The sequence below is a fragment of the Rhodovulum bhavnagarense genome (genome assembly GCF_004343505.1).
GTDB lineage: Bacteria > Pseudomonadota > Alphaproteobacteria > Rhodobacterales > Rhodobacteraceae > Rhodovulum > Rhodovulum bhavnagarense.
This window is the reverse complement of the sequence record NZ_SLXU01000007.1, coordinates 106,862-121,762: the sequence shown is the minus strand read 5'-3', so window position 1 is coordinate 121,762 and position 14,901 is coordinate 106,862. Positions and strand designations below refer to the sequence as shown.

Annotated in this window: 16 protein-coding genes and 1 tRNA gene; 6 read left to right on the top strand and 11 right to left on the bottom strand. The window is 65.8% G+C overall.

Annotated features, from left to right (window positions below; genetic code table 11):
* Nucleotides 1–23: 23 nt before the first annotated feature.
* The 6 genes from EV663_RS09215 to EV663_RS09190 all read right to left on the bottom strand — a co-directional run bounded on the left by EV663_RS09215 (nucleotide 24) and on the right by EV663_RS09190 (nucleotide 5,463).
* Nucleotides 24–476: a YaiI/YqxD family protein gene (locus EV663_RS09215; RefSeq protein ID WP_132951497.1), complete on the bottom strand. Its 453-nt coding sequence runs from the start codon at nucleotides 474–476 to the stop codon at nucleotides 24–26.
* Nucleotides 473–1,303 (bottom strand): S-formylglutathione hydrolase, encoded by an 831-nt coding sequence (fghA, locus tag EV663_RS09210; protein WP_132951496.1) that lies wholly within the window; start codon nucleotides 1,301–1,303, stop codon nucleotides 473–475. The genes EV663_RS09215 and fghA overlap by 4 nt, the downstream gene beginning before the upstream one ends.
* Nucleotides 1,304–1,452: 149 nt before the next feature.
* Complete coding sequence (locus EV663_RS09205) at nucleotides 1,453–2,691, bottom strand: bifunctional folylpolyglutamate synthase/dihydrofolate synthase (protein ID WP_425057134.1); 1,239 nt, start codon at nucleotides 2,689–2,691, stop codon at nucleotides 1,453–1,455.
* A gap of 32 nt (nucleotides 2,692–2,723) precedes the next feature.
* The gene (gene accD / locus EV663_RS09200) at nucleotides 2,724–3,722 is read right to left on the bottom strand and encodes an acetyl-CoA carboxylase, carboxyltransferase subunit beta (RefSeq protein ID WP_132951494.1); all 999 of its coding nucleotides are present in this window, start codon (nucleotides 3,720–3,722) and stop codon (nucleotides 2,724–2,726) included.
* Nucleotides 3,723–3,798: 76 nt separating this feature from the next.
* The gene (locus tag EV663_RS09195) at nucleotides 3,799–4,674 is read right to left on the bottom strand and encodes a CPBP family intramembrane glutamic endopeptidase (RefSeq protein WP_132951493.1); all 876 of its coding nucleotides are present in this window, start codon (nucleotides 4,672–4,674) and stop codon (nucleotides 3,799–3,801) included.
* A 171-nt stretch (nucleotides 4,675–4,845) separates the two neighbouring features.
* Complete coding sequence (locus tag EV663_RS09190) at nucleotides 4,846–5,463, bottom strand: TetR/AcrR family transcriptional regulator (RefSeq protein ID WP_132951492.1); 618 nt, start codon at nucleotides 5,461–5,463, stop codon at nucleotides 4,846–4,848.
* Between the two features lie 164 nt (nucleotides 5,464–5,627).
* Here EV663_RS09190 and mbfA point away from each other — a divergent pair, with 164 nt between their 5' ends.
* Nucleotides 5,628–6,605 (top strand): iron exporter MbfA, encoded by a 978-nt coding sequence (gene mbfA / locus EV663_RS09185; protein ID WP_132951491.1) that lies wholly within the window; start codon nucleotides 5,628–5,630, stop codon nucleotides 6,603–6,605.
* On the opposite strand, the gene EV663_RS09180 is transcribed toward mbfA, so the two are convergent.
* Nucleotides 6,602–7,645 carry a LacI family DNA-binding transcriptional regulator gene (locus tag EV663_RS09180; protein WP_243697919.1) on the bottom strand — a complete coding sequence of 348 codons (1,044 nt, stop codon included), beginning with the start codon at nucleotides 7,643–7,645 and terminating at the stop codon, nucleotides 6,602–6,604. The genes mbfA and EV663_RS09180 overlap by 4 nt on opposite strands.
* A 109-nt stretch (nucleotides 7,646–7,754) precedes the next feature.
* On the opposite strand from EV663_RS09180, the gene EV663_RS09175 reads away from it, so the two are divergent.
* Nucleotides 7,755–7,831, top strand: a tRNA-Arg gene (locus EV663_RS09175).
* Between the two features lie 40 nt (nucleotides 7,832–7,871).
* On the opposite strand, the gene EV663_RS09170 is transcribed toward EV663_RS09175, so the two are convergent.
* The gene (locus tag EV663_RS09170) at nucleotides 7,872–8,567 is read right to left on the bottom strand and encodes a FadR/GntR family transcriptional regulator (protein WP_132951490.1); all 696 of its coding nucleotides are present in this window, start codon (nucleotides 8,565–8,567) and stop codon (nucleotides 7,872–7,874) included.
* 91 nt (nucleotides 8,568–8,658) lie between these two features.
* On the opposite strand from EV663_RS09170, the gene EV663_RS09165 reads away from it, so the two are divergent.
* The 4 genes from EV663_RS09165 to EV663_RS09150 all read left to right on the top strand — a co-directional run bounded on the left by EV663_RS09165 (nucleotide 8,659) and on the right by EV663_RS09150 (nucleotide 12,327).
* Nucleotides 8,659–9,408: a sulfite exporter TauE/SafE family protein gene (locus EV663_RS09165; RefSeq protein WP_132951489.1), complete on the top strand. Its 750-nt coding sequence runs from the start codon at nucleotides 8,659–8,661 to the stop codon at nucleotides 9,406–9,408.
* A gap of 165 nt (nucleotides 9,409–9,573) precedes the next feature.
* Nucleotides 9,574–10,572 carry a TRAP transporter substrate-binding protein gene (locus EV663_RS09160; protein ID WP_132951488.1) on the top strand — a complete coding sequence of 333 codons (999 nt, stop codon included), beginning with the start codon at nucleotides 9,574–9,576 and terminating at the stop codon, nucleotides 10,570–10,572.
* A 1-nt stretch (nucleotide 10,573) separates the two neighbouring features.
* Nucleotides 10,574–11,077, top strand: a complete 504-nt coding sequence (locus EV663_RS09155) for a TRAP transporter small permease (RefSeq protein ID WP_207904417.1) — start codon at nucleotides 10,574–10,576, stop codon at nucleotides 11,075–11,077.
* Entirely contained in the window at nucleotides 11,074–12,327 is a 1,254-nt protein-coding gene (locus EV663_RS09150; protein ID WP_132951487.1) for a TRAP transporter large permease, read from the top strand. Before EV663_RS09155 ends, EV663_RS09150 begins: the two co-directional genes overlap by 4 nt.
* A 104-nt stretch (nucleotides 12,328–12,431) precedes the next feature.
* Here EV663_RS09150 and phnE (EV663_RS09145) read toward each other — a convergent pair whose 3' ends face one another.
* The 3 genes from phnE (EV663_RS09145) to phnC are packed head-to-tail and all read right to left on the bottom strand — an operon-like array spanning nucleotide 12,432 to nucleotide 14,850.
* Nucleotides 12,432–13,247: a phosphonate ABC transporter, permease protein PhnE gene (phnE, locus tag EV663_RS09145; protein ID WP_132951486.1), complete on the bottom strand. Its 816-nt coding sequence runs from the start codon at nucleotides 13,245–13,247 to the stop codon at nucleotides 12,432–12,434.
* Entirely contained in the window at nucleotides 13,247–14,059 is an 813-nt protein-coding gene (gene phnE / locus EV663_RS09140; protein WP_132951485.1) for a phosphonate ABC transporter, permease protein PhnE, read from the bottom strand. Before phnE (EV663_RS09140) ends, phnE (EV663_RS09145) begins: the two co-directional genes overlap by 1 nt.
* Nucleotides 14,056–14,850: a phosphonate ABC transporter ATP-binding protein gene (gene phnC / locus EV663_RS09135; RefSeq protein ID WP_132951484.1), complete on the bottom strand. Its 795-nt coding sequence runs from the start codon at nucleotides 14,848–14,850 to the stop codon at nucleotides 14,056–14,058. The genes phnE (EV663_RS09140) and phnC overlap by 4 nt, the downstream gene beginning before the upstream one ends.
* Between the last annotated feature and the right edge of the window lie 51 nt (nucleotides 14,851–14,901).

Sequence of the window (14,901 nt, the reverse complement as noted above, 5' to 3'; positions counted from 1 at the left end):
TGTCGCGGGCACGCCCGCGGATGTCACTGCGCCGCGATGGCCCGCAGCGCGCGTTCCAGCGCGTCCAGGAACCGGGTGCGGTCGGCCCTGGAAAACCCCTTGCCCCCGCCCTGCCGGAACGGATCGGCCGCGCGCAGATCGGCCATCAGATCGCGGGTGGCCAGTTTCTCACCCATGTTGGCCTTGGTGAACGCCTCGCCATTGTGGTTGAGCACGCGCGCGCCGGTGGCCACGCATTTCGCGGCGAGCGGCACATCGGCGGTGACCACCACATCGCCCGGCCCGGCCTGATCGGCGATCCATTTGTCGGCCTCGTCGGGGCCCTCGGGCACATAGACCATGCGCACCAGCGGGTGGTCGACCGGGCGCAGCCCGCCATTGGCGACATAGATGACGTCGGCCCCGTGGCGTTCGGCCACGCGCAGCGCCTCGGCCTTGACCGGGCAGGCGTCGGCGTCGACGAAGACCCGGCTCACGCGTAGAGCGCCTCGGCGTGGAAGGCGACGTGATCCTCGATGAAGCTAGAGACGAAGAAATAGCTGTGATCGTATCCCGCCTGCATCCGCAGGGTGCCGGGGTGGCGGGTTTCGGTGATCGCGGCGGCCAGCGCCTCGGGCATCAGCGAGTCGATGAAGGGGTCCTTGGTGCCCTGGTCGATCAGCATCGGCCCGGCGAAGCCGTTTGCGCGCAGCGACAGGCAGGCGTCATGCCGCGTCCAGTCCACGTTGCCCTCGCCCAGATAGGCGTGGATCGGCTTTTTCGCCCAGTCCGAGGTGCTGGGATGGGTGATCGGCGCCAGCGCCGAGACCGAGGCGAAGCGGCCGGGATAGGCCATGGCGATGGTCAGCGCCCCGTGCCCGCCCATGGAATGGCCGCAGATCGCTTGCCGGTCCTCGTCGATGGCGACGTTGTTGACCAGCAGGCGCGGCAGTTCCTCGGCCACGTAGTCCCACATCCGGTAGTTCGCAGCCCAGGGGTCCTGCGTGGCATTCACGTAGAAGCCCGCGCCGGTGCCCAGGTTGTAGCTGTCGTCATCGGCGATGCCCTCGCCCCGGGGCGAGGTGTCGGGGAAGACCAGCGCGATGCCCTGTTCGGCCGCCCATTGCTGCGCGCCGGCCTTGGTCATGGCGTTTTCATGGGTGCAGGTCAGGCCCGAGAGATACCACAGGACCGGCACCGGGCCGTCCGCAGCCTCGGCCGGCAGGAACAGGCCGAAGGTCATGTCGCAGCCGCAGACATCCGAGGCATGGGTATAGACGCCCTGTACCCCGCCGAAACACTTGTTTTCCGAAACCGCTTGCATGGGATCCTCCGATTGGCGCTGTCCCCGGCCTAGCGCGTCGCGGGAGGCCGGGCAAGAGTTGAGACCGGGTCAGGGGGCGCTGCCCCCGCCGCCGGGTTCCCCGGCGACTCCCCCGGGGTATTTTGCCCAAGAAGAAGGGTCGGGTGCGGTCAGGCGTTGTCGCGCAGCACCCGCCCGGCCAGGTAGAGCGAGCCGCAGATCACGATGCGGGCGTTCGGGGCGGCCCCGGCAATGCGAGCGATGGCCTTGGCCGGGCTGTCGGCGGTGGTGGCGGGCAGGCCAGCGTCACGGGCGATCCGGGCGGTGGTATCGGCAGGCAGGGTGTTGGCCTCGCCCGGGATGGAGACGGCGGTGAGGCTTTCGGCGATGCCGGCCAGGGGGCGCAGGAAGCCCGCCACGTCCTTGGTGTTCAGCATGCCGCAGACCAGGTGCACGGGGCGCGCGGGCAGGGTGGCAAGGGCCGCGGCGAGCGCCGTACCGGCGGCGGGGTTGTGGCCGCCGTCGAGCCAAAGCTCGGCCCGGTCCGCGGCTGTGACCAGCGGGCCCCGGCGCAGGCGCTGCATCCGGGCGGGCCAGTCGGCACGGGTCATCGCGGCCTCGGCGGCGGTGTCGTCCTGGCCCAGGGCGCGCAGGGCGGCCAGCGCGGTCCCGGCGTTCTGGATCTGGTGCGGGCCGGTCAGGCGGGGCAGGGGCAGGTCCATCAGGCCATGCTCGTCCTGGAAGATCAGCCGGCCGCGTTCTTCCCAGACATGCCAGTGCTGGCCATGGGCGATCAGCGGGGCGCCGAGGCGGGCGGCGCGGTCCTCGATCACCTCCAGCGCGGCGTCCTCTTGCGGGCCGACCACGCAGGGCACGCCGCGTTTCAGGATGCCGGCCTTTTCGGCGGCGATCTGCGCCAGGGTGTCGCCCAGGAACTGCTGGTGGTCGATCGAGACGGGCGTGATCACGCTCAGCGCGGGCCGGTCCACCACATTGGTGGCGTCCAGCCGTCCGCCGAGGCCCACCTCCAGCAGGCACCAGTCGGCCGGGTCGCGGGCGAAGGCCAGCAGGGCGGCGCAGGTGGTGATCTCGAAATAGGTGATGGGCGCGCCGCCATTGGCGTGTTCGCACTCGTCAAGGATCGCGGCAAGGGCAGGCTCGGAGATCAGCCCGTCCGAAAGACGGATGCGTTCGTGAAACCGGGCCAGGTGCGGCGAGGTATAAGCCTGGACCCGGTGGCCCGCGCCCTGCAGGCCCGCGCGGACCATCGCGAGCGTCGAACCCTTGCCATTGGTGCCCGCGATATGGACTACCGGGGCCAGGCGGCGTTCGGGATGGTCGAGCGCGGATAGAAGGCGCTGGACGCGATCCAGCGTCAGGTCGATCACCTTGGGGTGTAGCGCCATCATCCGTTCCAGCAGGATGTCGCTGGGGGCGCAGGTCACTCCTGGGGTTTCCGGTCAGGATAAGTGGGGCGCGGCAGGGGCTTTTCGGTCGTGGTCGGTGTTTCGATCTCGGCCTCGGCCGGTTCGGATTGCTGTGGCCCCTGGGCAAAGCTGGCCGGTGGCGGCAGATCGGCAATGACCGCGGGCGGCAGGCCCATCAGCATCCGGGTGATGGTGATCAGTTCCTCGCGCAGCTTCGTGCGCGGCGTCACCCGGTCCAGCATCCCGTGGTCCAGCAGGTATTCGGCACGCTGGAACCCCTCGGGCAGCTTTTCGCGGATGGTCTGTTCGATGACCCGCGGCCCGGCGAAGCAGATCAGCGCGTTCGGTTCGGCGATCTGGATATCGCCCAGCATCGCGTAGGAGGCTGTCACCCCGCCGGTGGTGGGATGGGTCAGCACCACGATATAGGGCAGCCCGGCCTCTTTCAGCATCTGCACCGCGACGGTGGTGCGCGGCATCTGCATCAGGCTGAGGATGCCCTCCTGCATGCGGGCGCCGCCGGCGGCGGAAAACAGGATGAAGGGGCGTTTCAGTTCCACCGCGCGGGCGGCGCCGGCGATGATGGCGTTGCCGACATACATGCCCATCGAGCCGCCCATGAAGCTGAAATCCTGCGCCGCCGCGACGATCGGAGTGCGGCCCATCTCGCCCTCGGCGACCAGCATCGCCTCTTTTTCGCCGGTCGCTTTCTGGGCGGATTTCATCCGGTCAGGGTATTTTTTCTGGTCGCGGAATCCCAAGGGATCGGCCAGAGGCCTGGGCACCTCGACCTCGGTAAAGATTCCACCGTCGAACAGGGTCAGGAAACGGTCGCGGGGGCGGATGCCCATGTGATGGCCGCAATGGGGACAGACATTGAGGTTTTCGGCCAGTTCGCGGTGGAACAACATCGTGCCGCAGCTGTCGCATTTGGTCCACAGGTTCTCGGGTATCTCGCGGCGCGAGAAGAGCGAGTTGATCTTGGGCCGGACGTAGTTGTTGATCCAGTTCATAGGCTGGCTGCCCTCCGCGTCGGTATGCTGGCCCAGATAAGCCCGGCGGGACCGAAATGCAATCGGGCGCGGGTGGTCAGATGCGCGCGCGCAAGAGTCGCCAGATCACGTAGATCACAAGGATGTCGAGACCCATGGATAGCGGCGCCCAGGTCGTATCGGACAGATCGAACGGGGTGACGTAGAGCGCAAGCCCGGTGATCGTGCCCTTGACCGAGCACATAAGGATCGCGCTGACATTGTTGACGAAATGCCAGCCCATCGCGATTCCGAGGCTGCCGGAGCGTTCGGTCAGGTCGGCCGCGGCCAGCGCAAAGGCCAGCACCGTGGCCATGATGAACCAGGCGTTGGCCCCGGCCGCGGGGTTGAAATGCAGTGCCGCGAAGATCAGCGCGGGCAGGCCCATCCAGATGGCGCGCGCGGCGAAGCGCGCGGCCAGTTGCTGTTGCAGGTAGCCGCGAAAGATCAGTTCTTCCGACCCGGTCTGGATCACGATCAGTACCAGCGCCAGCGGCAATAGCCGCAGCCAGGTGGTGGGGTCCAGGTTGGGCTCCAGCGGCGTGCCAAGCGCGATCGCGGCGAATAACAGCGCATAGAGCGGCGTCAGAACCGCCAGCGCCTTGAAGAAACCGCGCAGCGTGTCGCGCAGCGGGCCAAACAGGCTACCTGGTTCGCGGTAATGCAATGCGGGTGTTGCAATCAGCACGGCCAACCCCATGCCGACGAAACTGCCCAGCACGAATAATGTATGGCCCGGCGTGGCGGGCGCGGTCAGCCCCCGCAACCAGCCAAAATAGTTCAGCGGCCCGAGAACCGGAAAGGCCGCAACGATCATCAGCGCAAAAAAGCCGAGATAAATGAGAAGCATGACCGCGATCGCGGCAAAGGTTCGCCAAAGCTCGGGATACAGGCGGGCGGATTCGATATAGGCCTCGAAAAGGGCAGAGCGCATGCGGCGGGCGTCCTTGGCGGCGTTGGGTCAGGACCGAGAGGTAGCGCGCGGTGCTGGCCGGTGCAACTCCGGCTCGTGGCACACCGCGCCCGGCCGGGTCGCTTTGCGCGTATCGGTTGCGACTGGCCCGCAGGTGCCTGTCGTCAGCCGGGCGATCCGGGGTGATTTCCGTCAGCCGCCATAGCGTGCAAGGAACATTGTTACCGCGCCCTCGACCACGCGCTCGATCTCGGCCTCGCCGAACCTGTGATCGACCCCGAAGACGCAGCGCGTGTAGAGATCGGTTTTGCACAACTCTATGAACTGGTCGGCGGCGAGGTCGAGGTCGTCGATTGCAAGTTCGCGCCGGGCACGGGCCTGGTCGAGATGGGCCACGATTTCGTGGCGAAGGCGCAACGGCCCGGAATCGTAATAAGCCGCACCAAGGTCGGGAAAGCGGTCGGCCTCTGCGACGCAGATACGGAATACGGCCTGGTTGAAGGGCGCGAGAAACGACAGGACCATGTGTCGGGCGGCCTGGCGCAGAACCTCGGCGATGGGCGCGCAGAAATCGATTTCGTTCATCGCCGCGCCGGTCTGGCGGTCGCATTCCAGGCGGAACACCTCCATGAACAGCAGGCGCTTGTCGGGAAAATAACTGTAAAGCGTGGCCTTGGACACGCCTGCGGCGCGCGCGATCTCGTCCACGCTGGCGCCTTCGAAACCGTCGCGCAGAAAGACCTCGCGCGCACCATCCAGGACCTGGTCGAACTTTCGGCCCCTTTTGATCTTGTCGGTCGGTGCGTTCATCTCGGCCTCGTTGTCCGGGCAACAGTCTAGACCGCGCAGTTCACCGTCCGCAAGCGGGAGCGGCGAATCGCGTCATGGCATCGTCTTGCGAAGGTTGCATAGGATGACTTGCCGCCGAACCCGGTCGGACTATTTTAGAAGTATTCTAAAAATGGGAGGCCCCCATGATTCCCGGTGTCAGCCAACGCCGCCGTTTTTCCGATCTGTCCGAGAGGGAAATCCTGGCCCTCGCGATCTCGTCCGAAGAGGATGACGCCCGTATCTATCGCAGCTATGCGGAACGTCTGCGCCCCGATTACCCCGACAGCGCACGCATCTTCGAGGACATGGCGCGCGAAGAGGATCTGCACCGTCAGCGCCTCATCGACAAGCATCGCGAACGGTTCGGCGAGGTCATCCCGTTGGTCCGGCGCGAACATGTTTCGGGCTATTACGCCCGCCGCCCGGTCTGGCTGGTCCAGAATCTCGGGCTGGAACGAATCCGCGAAGAAGCCGAGATGATGGAGCGGGACGCCCATAATTTTTATCTTGAGGCCGCAAAGCGCACCCGCGATGCCGGCACGCGCAAATTGCTGGGCGACCTGGCAGCGGCCGAGGCCGGGCATACGGTTTCGGCCGAGAAACTGACCGGGGATCACCTGGGCGACGAAACCAAAGAGGCCGAATCCCGCACCGCGCACCGGCAATTCGTTCTGACCTGGGTACAGCCGGGGCTGGCCGGGTTGATGGACGGGTCGGTATCCACGCTGGCGCCGATATTTGCCACCGCCTTTGCCACGCAAGACACCTGGACCACGTTCCTTGTGGGGTTGGCGGCCTCGGTCGGGGCGGGGATTTCGATGGGCTTTACCGAGGCGGCGTCGGATGACGGCCGGATCTCGGGGCGCGGTTCCCCGGTCAAGCGCGGTATCGCCTCGGGCGTGATGACTGCGGTTGGGGGGCTGGGCCATGCGTTGCCCTACCTGATTCCGCATTTCTGGACGGCAACGATCATTGCCCTGGTCGTGGTCTTCCTGGAATTGTGGGCAATCGCCTGGATACAAAAGAAATACATGGAAACGCCGTTCTTTCGCGCGGCCTTCCAGGTGGTGCTGGGCGGTGCGCTGGTCCTGGCGGCGGGCGTGCTGATCGGATCGAGTTAGGCGGGTGGCTTGCGCAGCGTGTCGCCGGGGTCGAGGACGGGGTCCAGCGCGATGCGGGCGTGAGCGCTTGCAAGGCCCCGTTGCACGCAATCGGCGATGATTTCCGCCGCCTTGCGGCCGATTTCACGGCGGCGGATGTCGATGGTCGCTGGCCGCAGCGGCAGGCCGTCCAGCAACTCGATGCCGTTGAACCCGGCCAGTCCCATCCGGCCAGGCACGTCGATCCCTTCCCCCAAGCAGTAAAGCAGACCGCCTGCCGCGATCATGTCGTTCGAATAATAAAGAAAATCCAGGTCCGGGTTGCGTTCGAGGATGGCGCGGGTCATTTCGCGCCCCTTGGCGAGTCCTGATCCGCCCGAGTAGAACTCGTGGTCGGTCACCTCGATTCCCTCGCGTGCCAGCGCCCCGGTGAACCCCTCGAAGCGTTTGCGCGCCCGGTGATCCATCGGCATCTTGGTGCCCAGGAATCCGATCCGCCGATAGCCCGCCGCGGCGATCGCGCGGGCCATGTCCGCGCCAGCCCGCCGGTGCGAGATGCCGACGACCGAATCCACCGGTTCGCCATCCAGGTCCATGATCTCGACCACCGGGATGTCGGCGGCGCGCAGCATGGCGCGCGATGCCTCGGAATGTTCCAGCCCGGCCACGATCAACCCCGATGGCCGCCACGACAGCATCTCGTAAAGCACCCGTTCCTCGTGCGGGGGATCATAGCGCGACAGGCCCACCACCGCCTGTAGCGGCGTGGCCTCAAGCACCTCGTTGATCCCCGACAGCACCTCGGGGAAAACCATGTTGGACAATGAGGGGATAATCACGCCCACGAGGTTCACCCGCTGGCTGGCCAGCCCGCCGGCGATCTTGTTCGGCACGTAACCCATCTGCTTGGCCGCCGCGAGCACCCGTGCGCGGGTCTTGGCCGACACGTCCGCGCTGCCGCGCAAGACCCGGCTGACCGTCATCTCCGATACGCCTGAGGCCTCGGACACATCGCGCAGCGTCAGTGAACGGCGCGGCGGGGGTGGGTCGGAAAGGGTCACGGCGTTGGCGTCCTGTCACAGTATCGGACCAGATAACCGCCCGCGCGCCGAAAGTCCAAGCCGATCGGACTTGCGCGTGCGTGCCGCATCGGAGAAAAGGACCCCACGCGGCCCCGTGGCTCAACAGGATAGAGCAATCCCCTCCTAAGGGATAGGTTGCAGGTTCGAGTCCTGCCGGGGTCGCCATTTTGGTGGGCTGTAAGTGGCCGATCGAACGATAGGGGCCTCATCCGTTCCCGCCCGGCCGATGCATCGCGTTCATGATCGTTGTCAGGTGGACCCGCATTGCGCCTTGGGCGGCCTGTGGGTCGCCCCGGGCAATCGCCGTGACGACATCGGCATGCTGATCGCTGTGCAGGCCGGCGAACTCCCTTACGCCGATACGGCGGTAGGTTTGATCCCATTCCCTTTGCCAGGCGGCGCGACGTCGCGCGCTTGCAAGGTAGTCAAGAAACCCGATGAGCACGGGGTTTCCCGCGGCCTCTGCCACGCCGTGATGGAATGCAGCATCCGCTGCCTCTGCCTCGACGCGTTCACAGGCGCCACGCCCTTGTGCAACGAGCCTCCACAGATAGGCCAGGTCGCGCGCCGAGGCGCGTCTTGCGGCCTCTGCCGCGATAGGGGGTTCGATCATCAGCCGGGCCTGCATGAGCTGCGCCGGGGCGGTTACACTCAGCAGGATCGTTTCTTTGACCGGGTGCCCGGGCGGGGCGGGTCCGCGAAACGTGCCCTTGCCGACCTGTCGCCAGATTTCACCTTCCCGTTCGAGTTCAAGCAACGCCGCGCGCACGGTCTGGCGGCTGCACTTCAAGAGGCCCGCAAGCGCGCGTTCTGTGGGCAGGCGATCCCCGATGCGCGCTGCTTCTTCGTCGAGCAACGCGCGCAATCGTTTCAATGCAAGGGCTGAACTCGTTCTTGGCATGGGGCATCCATCCGACAACTTGCATACCAATTTGCAGACCATTGTTGTCGCGGGCAAGAGCGGTCCGATGATTCCCGGGCCGGAGCATGCCATGACTTTCTATCTTGTTTTGATCCTCGCGGGCCTTGCCGCGGGCGCACTGAATGCCGTGGCCGGGGGGGGAACATTTTTGTCCTTTCCGGCCTTGGTCTGGACCGGCGTACCGCCGATCATGGCCAACGCAACCGCCACGCTTGCGGCCTTGCCGGGCTATCTCGGCAGCGCCTGGGCGTTCCGGGCCGACATCCGTCGAGCGCGCAGCCTGCCGGTGCGCCTGGTTCTGCTGGTATCCGCATTGGGCGGCGTACTGGGCGCGGTTTTGCTGCTGGTGACGCCGAGCGCCGTCTTTTCAGGTGTGGTTCCATGGCTGTTGGCCTTCGCCACGGCGGCCTTTGCCCTCGGCCCCTCGATCACGCGGCGCACCACCAGAACTGGACGAGGTGCGTTCGGGCTGCCGCTGGCGGCTGTCGTGCTTCTGGCCGTCACGATCTATGGGGGCTATTTCAATGGCGGCGTGGGGATTCTTCTGCTCGCGGCCTTTGGTCTGATCGGCCTGACCGACCTGAGAGAGATGAACGGGCTGAAAAACCTTGTTTCGTGCATGCTCTCGGCGGTTTCCGTCACGGTTTACATCGCGGCCGGCCTGATCGCTTGGAAACAGGCTCTGGTACTTGGCACAGCATCGGCCATCGGGGGCTATATCGGCGCGGCGCTCTCGCGGCGCATCCACAATGTGAGGGCGCTCCGGGCTTTCATTGTGCTGGTCGGCGCGACCATGTCCCTTGTCTTTTTCCTGAGGTGAGACCGTGGGCAAAGACCGGCGCGTTCATTGGACGTATTGAAGAGGGCAATCAGCCTTGCCTCGTCCGCGATTGCCAATATAGGCATTACGCTGTTGCCAGACCGCGGGTGGTTGACGCGCAAAAGATTTCCACCGAAGCAACGGGACCGCAAAGGAGAACCGATGATGATCAGAAGACAGTTTCTTGCCGCCACCCTGGGCGCGACCGTTGCCCTTGGCGCGCTGCCCGCCGCCGCGTCGGATTTCGACGCGATGGAGCCCATCACCCTGCGCCTGGCCCATGTGGTCAACGAACAGGACGGCTTCCATGTTGCCGCGATGAAGTTCCGCGACCTGGTGGCCGAGCGCACCGAGGGCAAGGTCACGGTCGAACTGTTCCCCAATGCCAGCCTGGGCGACGAACGCACCCTGCTGGAGGGCATGCAGATCGGCAGCGTCGACATGGGTGTCATCACCAACGGCCCGGTTGCCAATTTCGTCGAGGAAATGGCGGTGTTCGAACTGCCCTTCCTGTTCCCCTCGCGCGAGGCGGCCTATCAGGTGCTGGACGGCGAGATCGGGCAGGAATTGCTGGACCGGCTGGCCGACGTGAACCTCAAGGGCCTGGCCTATGCCGAACGCGGATTCCGCAACCTGACCAACAGCCAGCGCCCGGTGACCAGCCCCGCCGACCTGGACGGGCTGCGCATCCGCGTGATGGAGAACCCGGTCTATACCGACACCTTCCGCGAACTGGGCGCCAACGCGATCCCGATGGCCTGGACCGAGGCGCTGACCGCGATGCAGCAGGGCACCATCGACGGGCAGGAAAACCCGGTGGGCGTGGTCCATTCCTTCAAGCTGAACGAAACCCAGACCCACATGACCATGACGCGCCACACCTATGCGCCGGCGGTCTTCGTGATGGGGATGCCGGCCTGGAACAAGCTGCCCGAACCCGCGCAAGAGGTGGTCGCTCAGGCCGCGCGCGAGGCGGCCGCCCATGAACGCGCGGTCAATGCCGAGATGGAAGCCAAGCAGCTGGAAGAGTTGAAGGCCAGCGGCATGGCGGTGATCGAGGATGCGGACCTGTCGGCCTTCCAGGCGGCGGTGGCGCCGGTCTACGAGAAATACGGCGCGCGCTTTGGCGACTATCTCGACCGTATCCGCGCCGAGCTGAACTGACGTGCTGCGCCTCTTCGGCCTGGTGGACCGCGCCATCGGCGCGGTCCTGCGCCCCGTCCTTGCGGCGGGGATGGCGGCGCTTATCGCGGTGATCACGTTGCAGATCGTCTCGCGCGTGGCCTTCACCGCGGTCGGCTGGACCGAAGAGGTGGCACGGTTCCTGCTGGTCTGGCTGACCTTCCTGGGCGCGGTGCTGGCCTGGCAGCAGCACCGCCATATCGCGGTCGGCGTGCTGGTCGACGCCCTGCCCGAGCGCGCCGGGCGCGTTGTGTCGGGCGTGGCGCTGGTGGCGGGACTTGTCTTTCTTCTGGCGCTTGCGTGGATCGCACAGGACTACAGGGCTTTGCAAAGCTTTCAGAAATCGGCATCGCTGCGCATTCCGATGTCGTATGTCTACGCGGTGATCCCGATCAGCGCCCTTCTGATGGCGCTGCTCGCGTTGTCGGACCTGGTGCATCTGGCGGTCACCGGGAAACGGCCACAACCCTCGGAGCCCGTGGAATGAGCCTGCTGCTCTTCGGCCTGTTCTTCCTTCTGCTGTTGATGGGCCTGCCGGTCGCGCTGGCCATCGGGGCGGCGACGATGGTGGCGCTGCGGGCCGATGGCGTACCGCTGTTGGTGCTGCCGCAGCAGATGTTCTCGGGCATCGATTCCTTTGCGCTGGTGGCGGTGCCGATGTTCATCCTGGCGGGCGACATCATGGCCCAGGGGCAGGTCAGCGCGCGCCTGGTCGCGCTGGCTGATGCGCTGATCGGGTTTCTCAAGGGCGGGCTGTCGATCGTCTCGGTGCTGGCCTCGATGTTTTTCGCCGCGATTTCCGGGTCGGGCGCGGCGACCACGGCCGCCGTCGGCTCGACGCTGGTGCCGGAACTGACGCGCAAGGGGTACGACCCGGCCTCGGCGGCGGCGCTGATCGCGGCGGGGGGCACCATCGGCGTGGTGATCCCGCCCTCGGTGCCGATGATCATTTACGCCGTCATCGCGCAGGAGTCGGTGTCGAAACTGTTTCTCAGCGGGTTCCTGCCCGGCCTCGCGATGGGCCTGGGCCTGATCGCGCTGGCGCTGGTGCAGGGGCACCGGCGCGCCTATCCGCGCGGCAGCGCGTTTTCGCCCCGCACCATCTGGCGGACATTTCGCTCGGCGTTCTGGGGATTGCTGACGCCGGTCATCATCCTGGGTGGCATCTTTTCCGGCATCTTCACCCCCAGCGAGTCCGCAGTGATCGCCGTGAACTACGCGATCATCGTGTCTTTGTTCATTTACCGCGATCTGCGGGTTGCCGATATCTATCGGCTGTTCGTGCGCGCCGCGGTGACCACGGCGGTCATCATGTTCGTGATCTCGGCCTCGGCGGCGCTGAGTTGGGCCCTGTCGAACTGGCAGGTTCCGGCGCAGGTCGCCGATGTCGTGCTCGGGGTGTCCTCGAACGGGCTGGTGGTGATCGCGCTGATACTGGTGCTGATCCTGTTGACTGGCGTCTTCATCGAAACCGCCTCGGCGCTGATCATCCTGACGCCCATCCTGTTGCCGCTGGCGCTGCAACTCGGGATCGACCCGGTGCATTTCGGCATCATCATGGTGGTGGGGCTGGCCATCGGGATGATCACGCCGCCCGTCGCGATCAACCTCTATGTCGCGTCCTCGGTGACCGGGCTGGGCCTGGAACGTATCTCGCGCGCGGTCCTGCCCTATCTCCTGGTCTTGCTGAGCGTGCTTGTTGCGATCGCCTACATTCCCTTGTTTTGGTCACGCTAGGGTGGTGCCGGACGGGAATGTTCCTTCCTTTGGTCCGCCGCGTTCGCCACCACCATCACGCGCGACCTTGTAGGCATCGAACGCCAGCTGGGATGTCAGCATCATCAGATGATCGCCCCGCGTACCTTGGCCGAGACCCATTCGCTGACCACCACGAAGGCGAGGATCACCAGCAGGATCAGGCTGACCTGTGGCCAGGCCAGCACGTTCAGCGAGGATTGCAGCTGCAACCCGATGCCGCCGGCGCCGACCAGGCCCAGCACGGTGGATTCGCGGATGTTGATGTCCCAGCGGAACACCGAGATCCCCGCAAAGGCGGGCAGGATCTGCGGTACGATCCCGTAGGCCATGACCTGCCAGCGGCTGGCCCCCGTCGCGGTGATCGCCTCGACCTGGGTGTGGTCGATTTCCTCGATCGCCTCATAGAGCAGCTTGGCGCAGAACCCGATGGAGCGGATCGCGATGGCGATGACCCCGGCAAACACCCCCGGCCCGATGATCGCGATCAAGAGCAGCGCCCAGATCAGCGAGTTGATGGAGCGGGTGGAGACGATGATCAGCAGCGCGATGGGCCGGATGAACAGGCGCGACGGCGTGGTGTTGCGCGCCGCGAGGAAGGCCACGGGCACCGCCATGACCAGCGCCATCAGCGTGCCCAAGGTAGCGATGTTCAGCGTGTCCCAGATCGGCCGGCCCAGTTGCGCGATGTATTCCCAGCGCGGCGGGGTGGCGCGTGTCCAGATATCGCCGGCGATGCGCGGCGCGTCCCAGACGAAGAACCAGGTCGTCGCGCCGGAAATCTGTTGCCAGCAATAGACGAAGATGGCAGTGCCGATCAGCCAGCCGGCCCAGTGGGTCAGCGCCTGGCCGCGGGTGCGGCGGCGCCAGATCTGTGTGTCGTCCTTTTCGAGAACCGGCATTACTGAACCCTCGCCCGGATGATCCCAGACAGGTATTCCAGCGCCATCACGATCACGATGATCAGGATCAGGATCGCGGCAGCAGTGTCATACTCGTAGCGGTCGAAGGCGGTGTTCAGCGTGGCACCGATGCCGCCCGCGCCCACCAGCCCCAGGATCGCGCTTTCGCGGAAATTGATGTCGAGCCGGTACATCGACAGCCCGATCAGCCGCGGCATTACCTGCGGCTGGACCCCGTAATTGATCCACTGCATCCAGCGCGCGCCCGAGGCGCGGATCGCTTCGGCCTGCACGCGGTCCATGCTCTCGATATCCTCGGCCAGCAGTTTCGACAGGAAGCCGATGGTCGCGAAGCTGAGCGTCAGGAACCCGGCCAGCGGCCCGAAGCCGAAGATCGCCACCAGCAGGATCGCCACGATGATTTCCTGCAGCGCCCGGCTGATCGCCACGATGCCCCGGCAGATCAGGTAGACCGGCAGGGGCGCGATGTTGCGCGCAGCCCCCAAGCCTATGGGAATGGAAATCGCGATGCCCACCACCGAGGCGGCCACCGTCATCACGATGCTTTCGGCCATGCCGGTCCAGATGTCACCCGCGCGGCTGACGAAATCGGGCCGGGTGAACGCCATGACGAAGGCCGCGCCGCGGTCCAGCCCCTCGTAGACGCGGGACCAGTTCACCTCGATCGTGGAAAAGGCCGCGATCAGGTAGGCGACAAAGCCCGCATAGATCGTCCAGCGCAGCCATGTGCGCTTGATGAAGGGCTGCTTCTTCCACCCCTTGCCAAGCAGGTCGTGCAACTCGTTGCTCATTCGGCGGCCTCGATATCGTCCTCGTCCTCGACCTTTTCGATCGTGGCTTCCCAGTCTTCTTCGCCGTAGATCTGGGTCAGCACATCCGGCGTCAGCCCATCGGGCGCGCCGTCAAAGGCAATCTCGCCAAACCGCAGGCCCACGACACGCGCCACGAACATCTGCGCCAGCGCCACGTCATGAATGTTGATGATCGCGGCCAGCCCGCGTTCGGCGCACAGCTCGCAGATCAGCCGCATGATCTGGCGACTGGTCTTGGGGTCGAGACTGGCGGTCGGTTCGTCGACCAGAAGCAGCTTGGGGTTCTGGATCAGCGCGCGGCAGATGCCGACCCGCTGGCGCTGCCCGCCGGACAGCTCGTCCGCGCGCTTGTCGGCCATGTGCAGCAGGCCCACCCGGTCCAGCAGGCGGAACGCCTCGTCCACGTCGGCCTGGGGATAACGGCGGGTGAAACTGCGCCAGAACCCGACATAGCCCAGCCGGCCCGACAGCACGTTTTCCATCACTGTCAGGCGCTCGACCAGGGCGTATTCCTGAAAGATCATGCCCATCTCGCGCCGCGCCCGGCGCAGCGCCCCGGCCGAGAGATGCGCGATGTCCACCCCGTCCAGCAGCACCTTGCCGGCGGTCGGTTCCACCAGCCGGTTGATGCAGCGGATCATCGTCGACTTGCCCGCCCCCGACGGCCCGATCAGCGCCAGAACCTGGCCCTTGGGCACCTCAAGGTCGATATCCGTCAGCGCCTGGTCACCCGTCTTGTAGGTCTTTGTCAGACCCTCCAGCCTCAGCATTCCCGTTCCCCTTTTTTTTGGTTGGGGGCGGCGTGGTCACCGCCCCCGCCG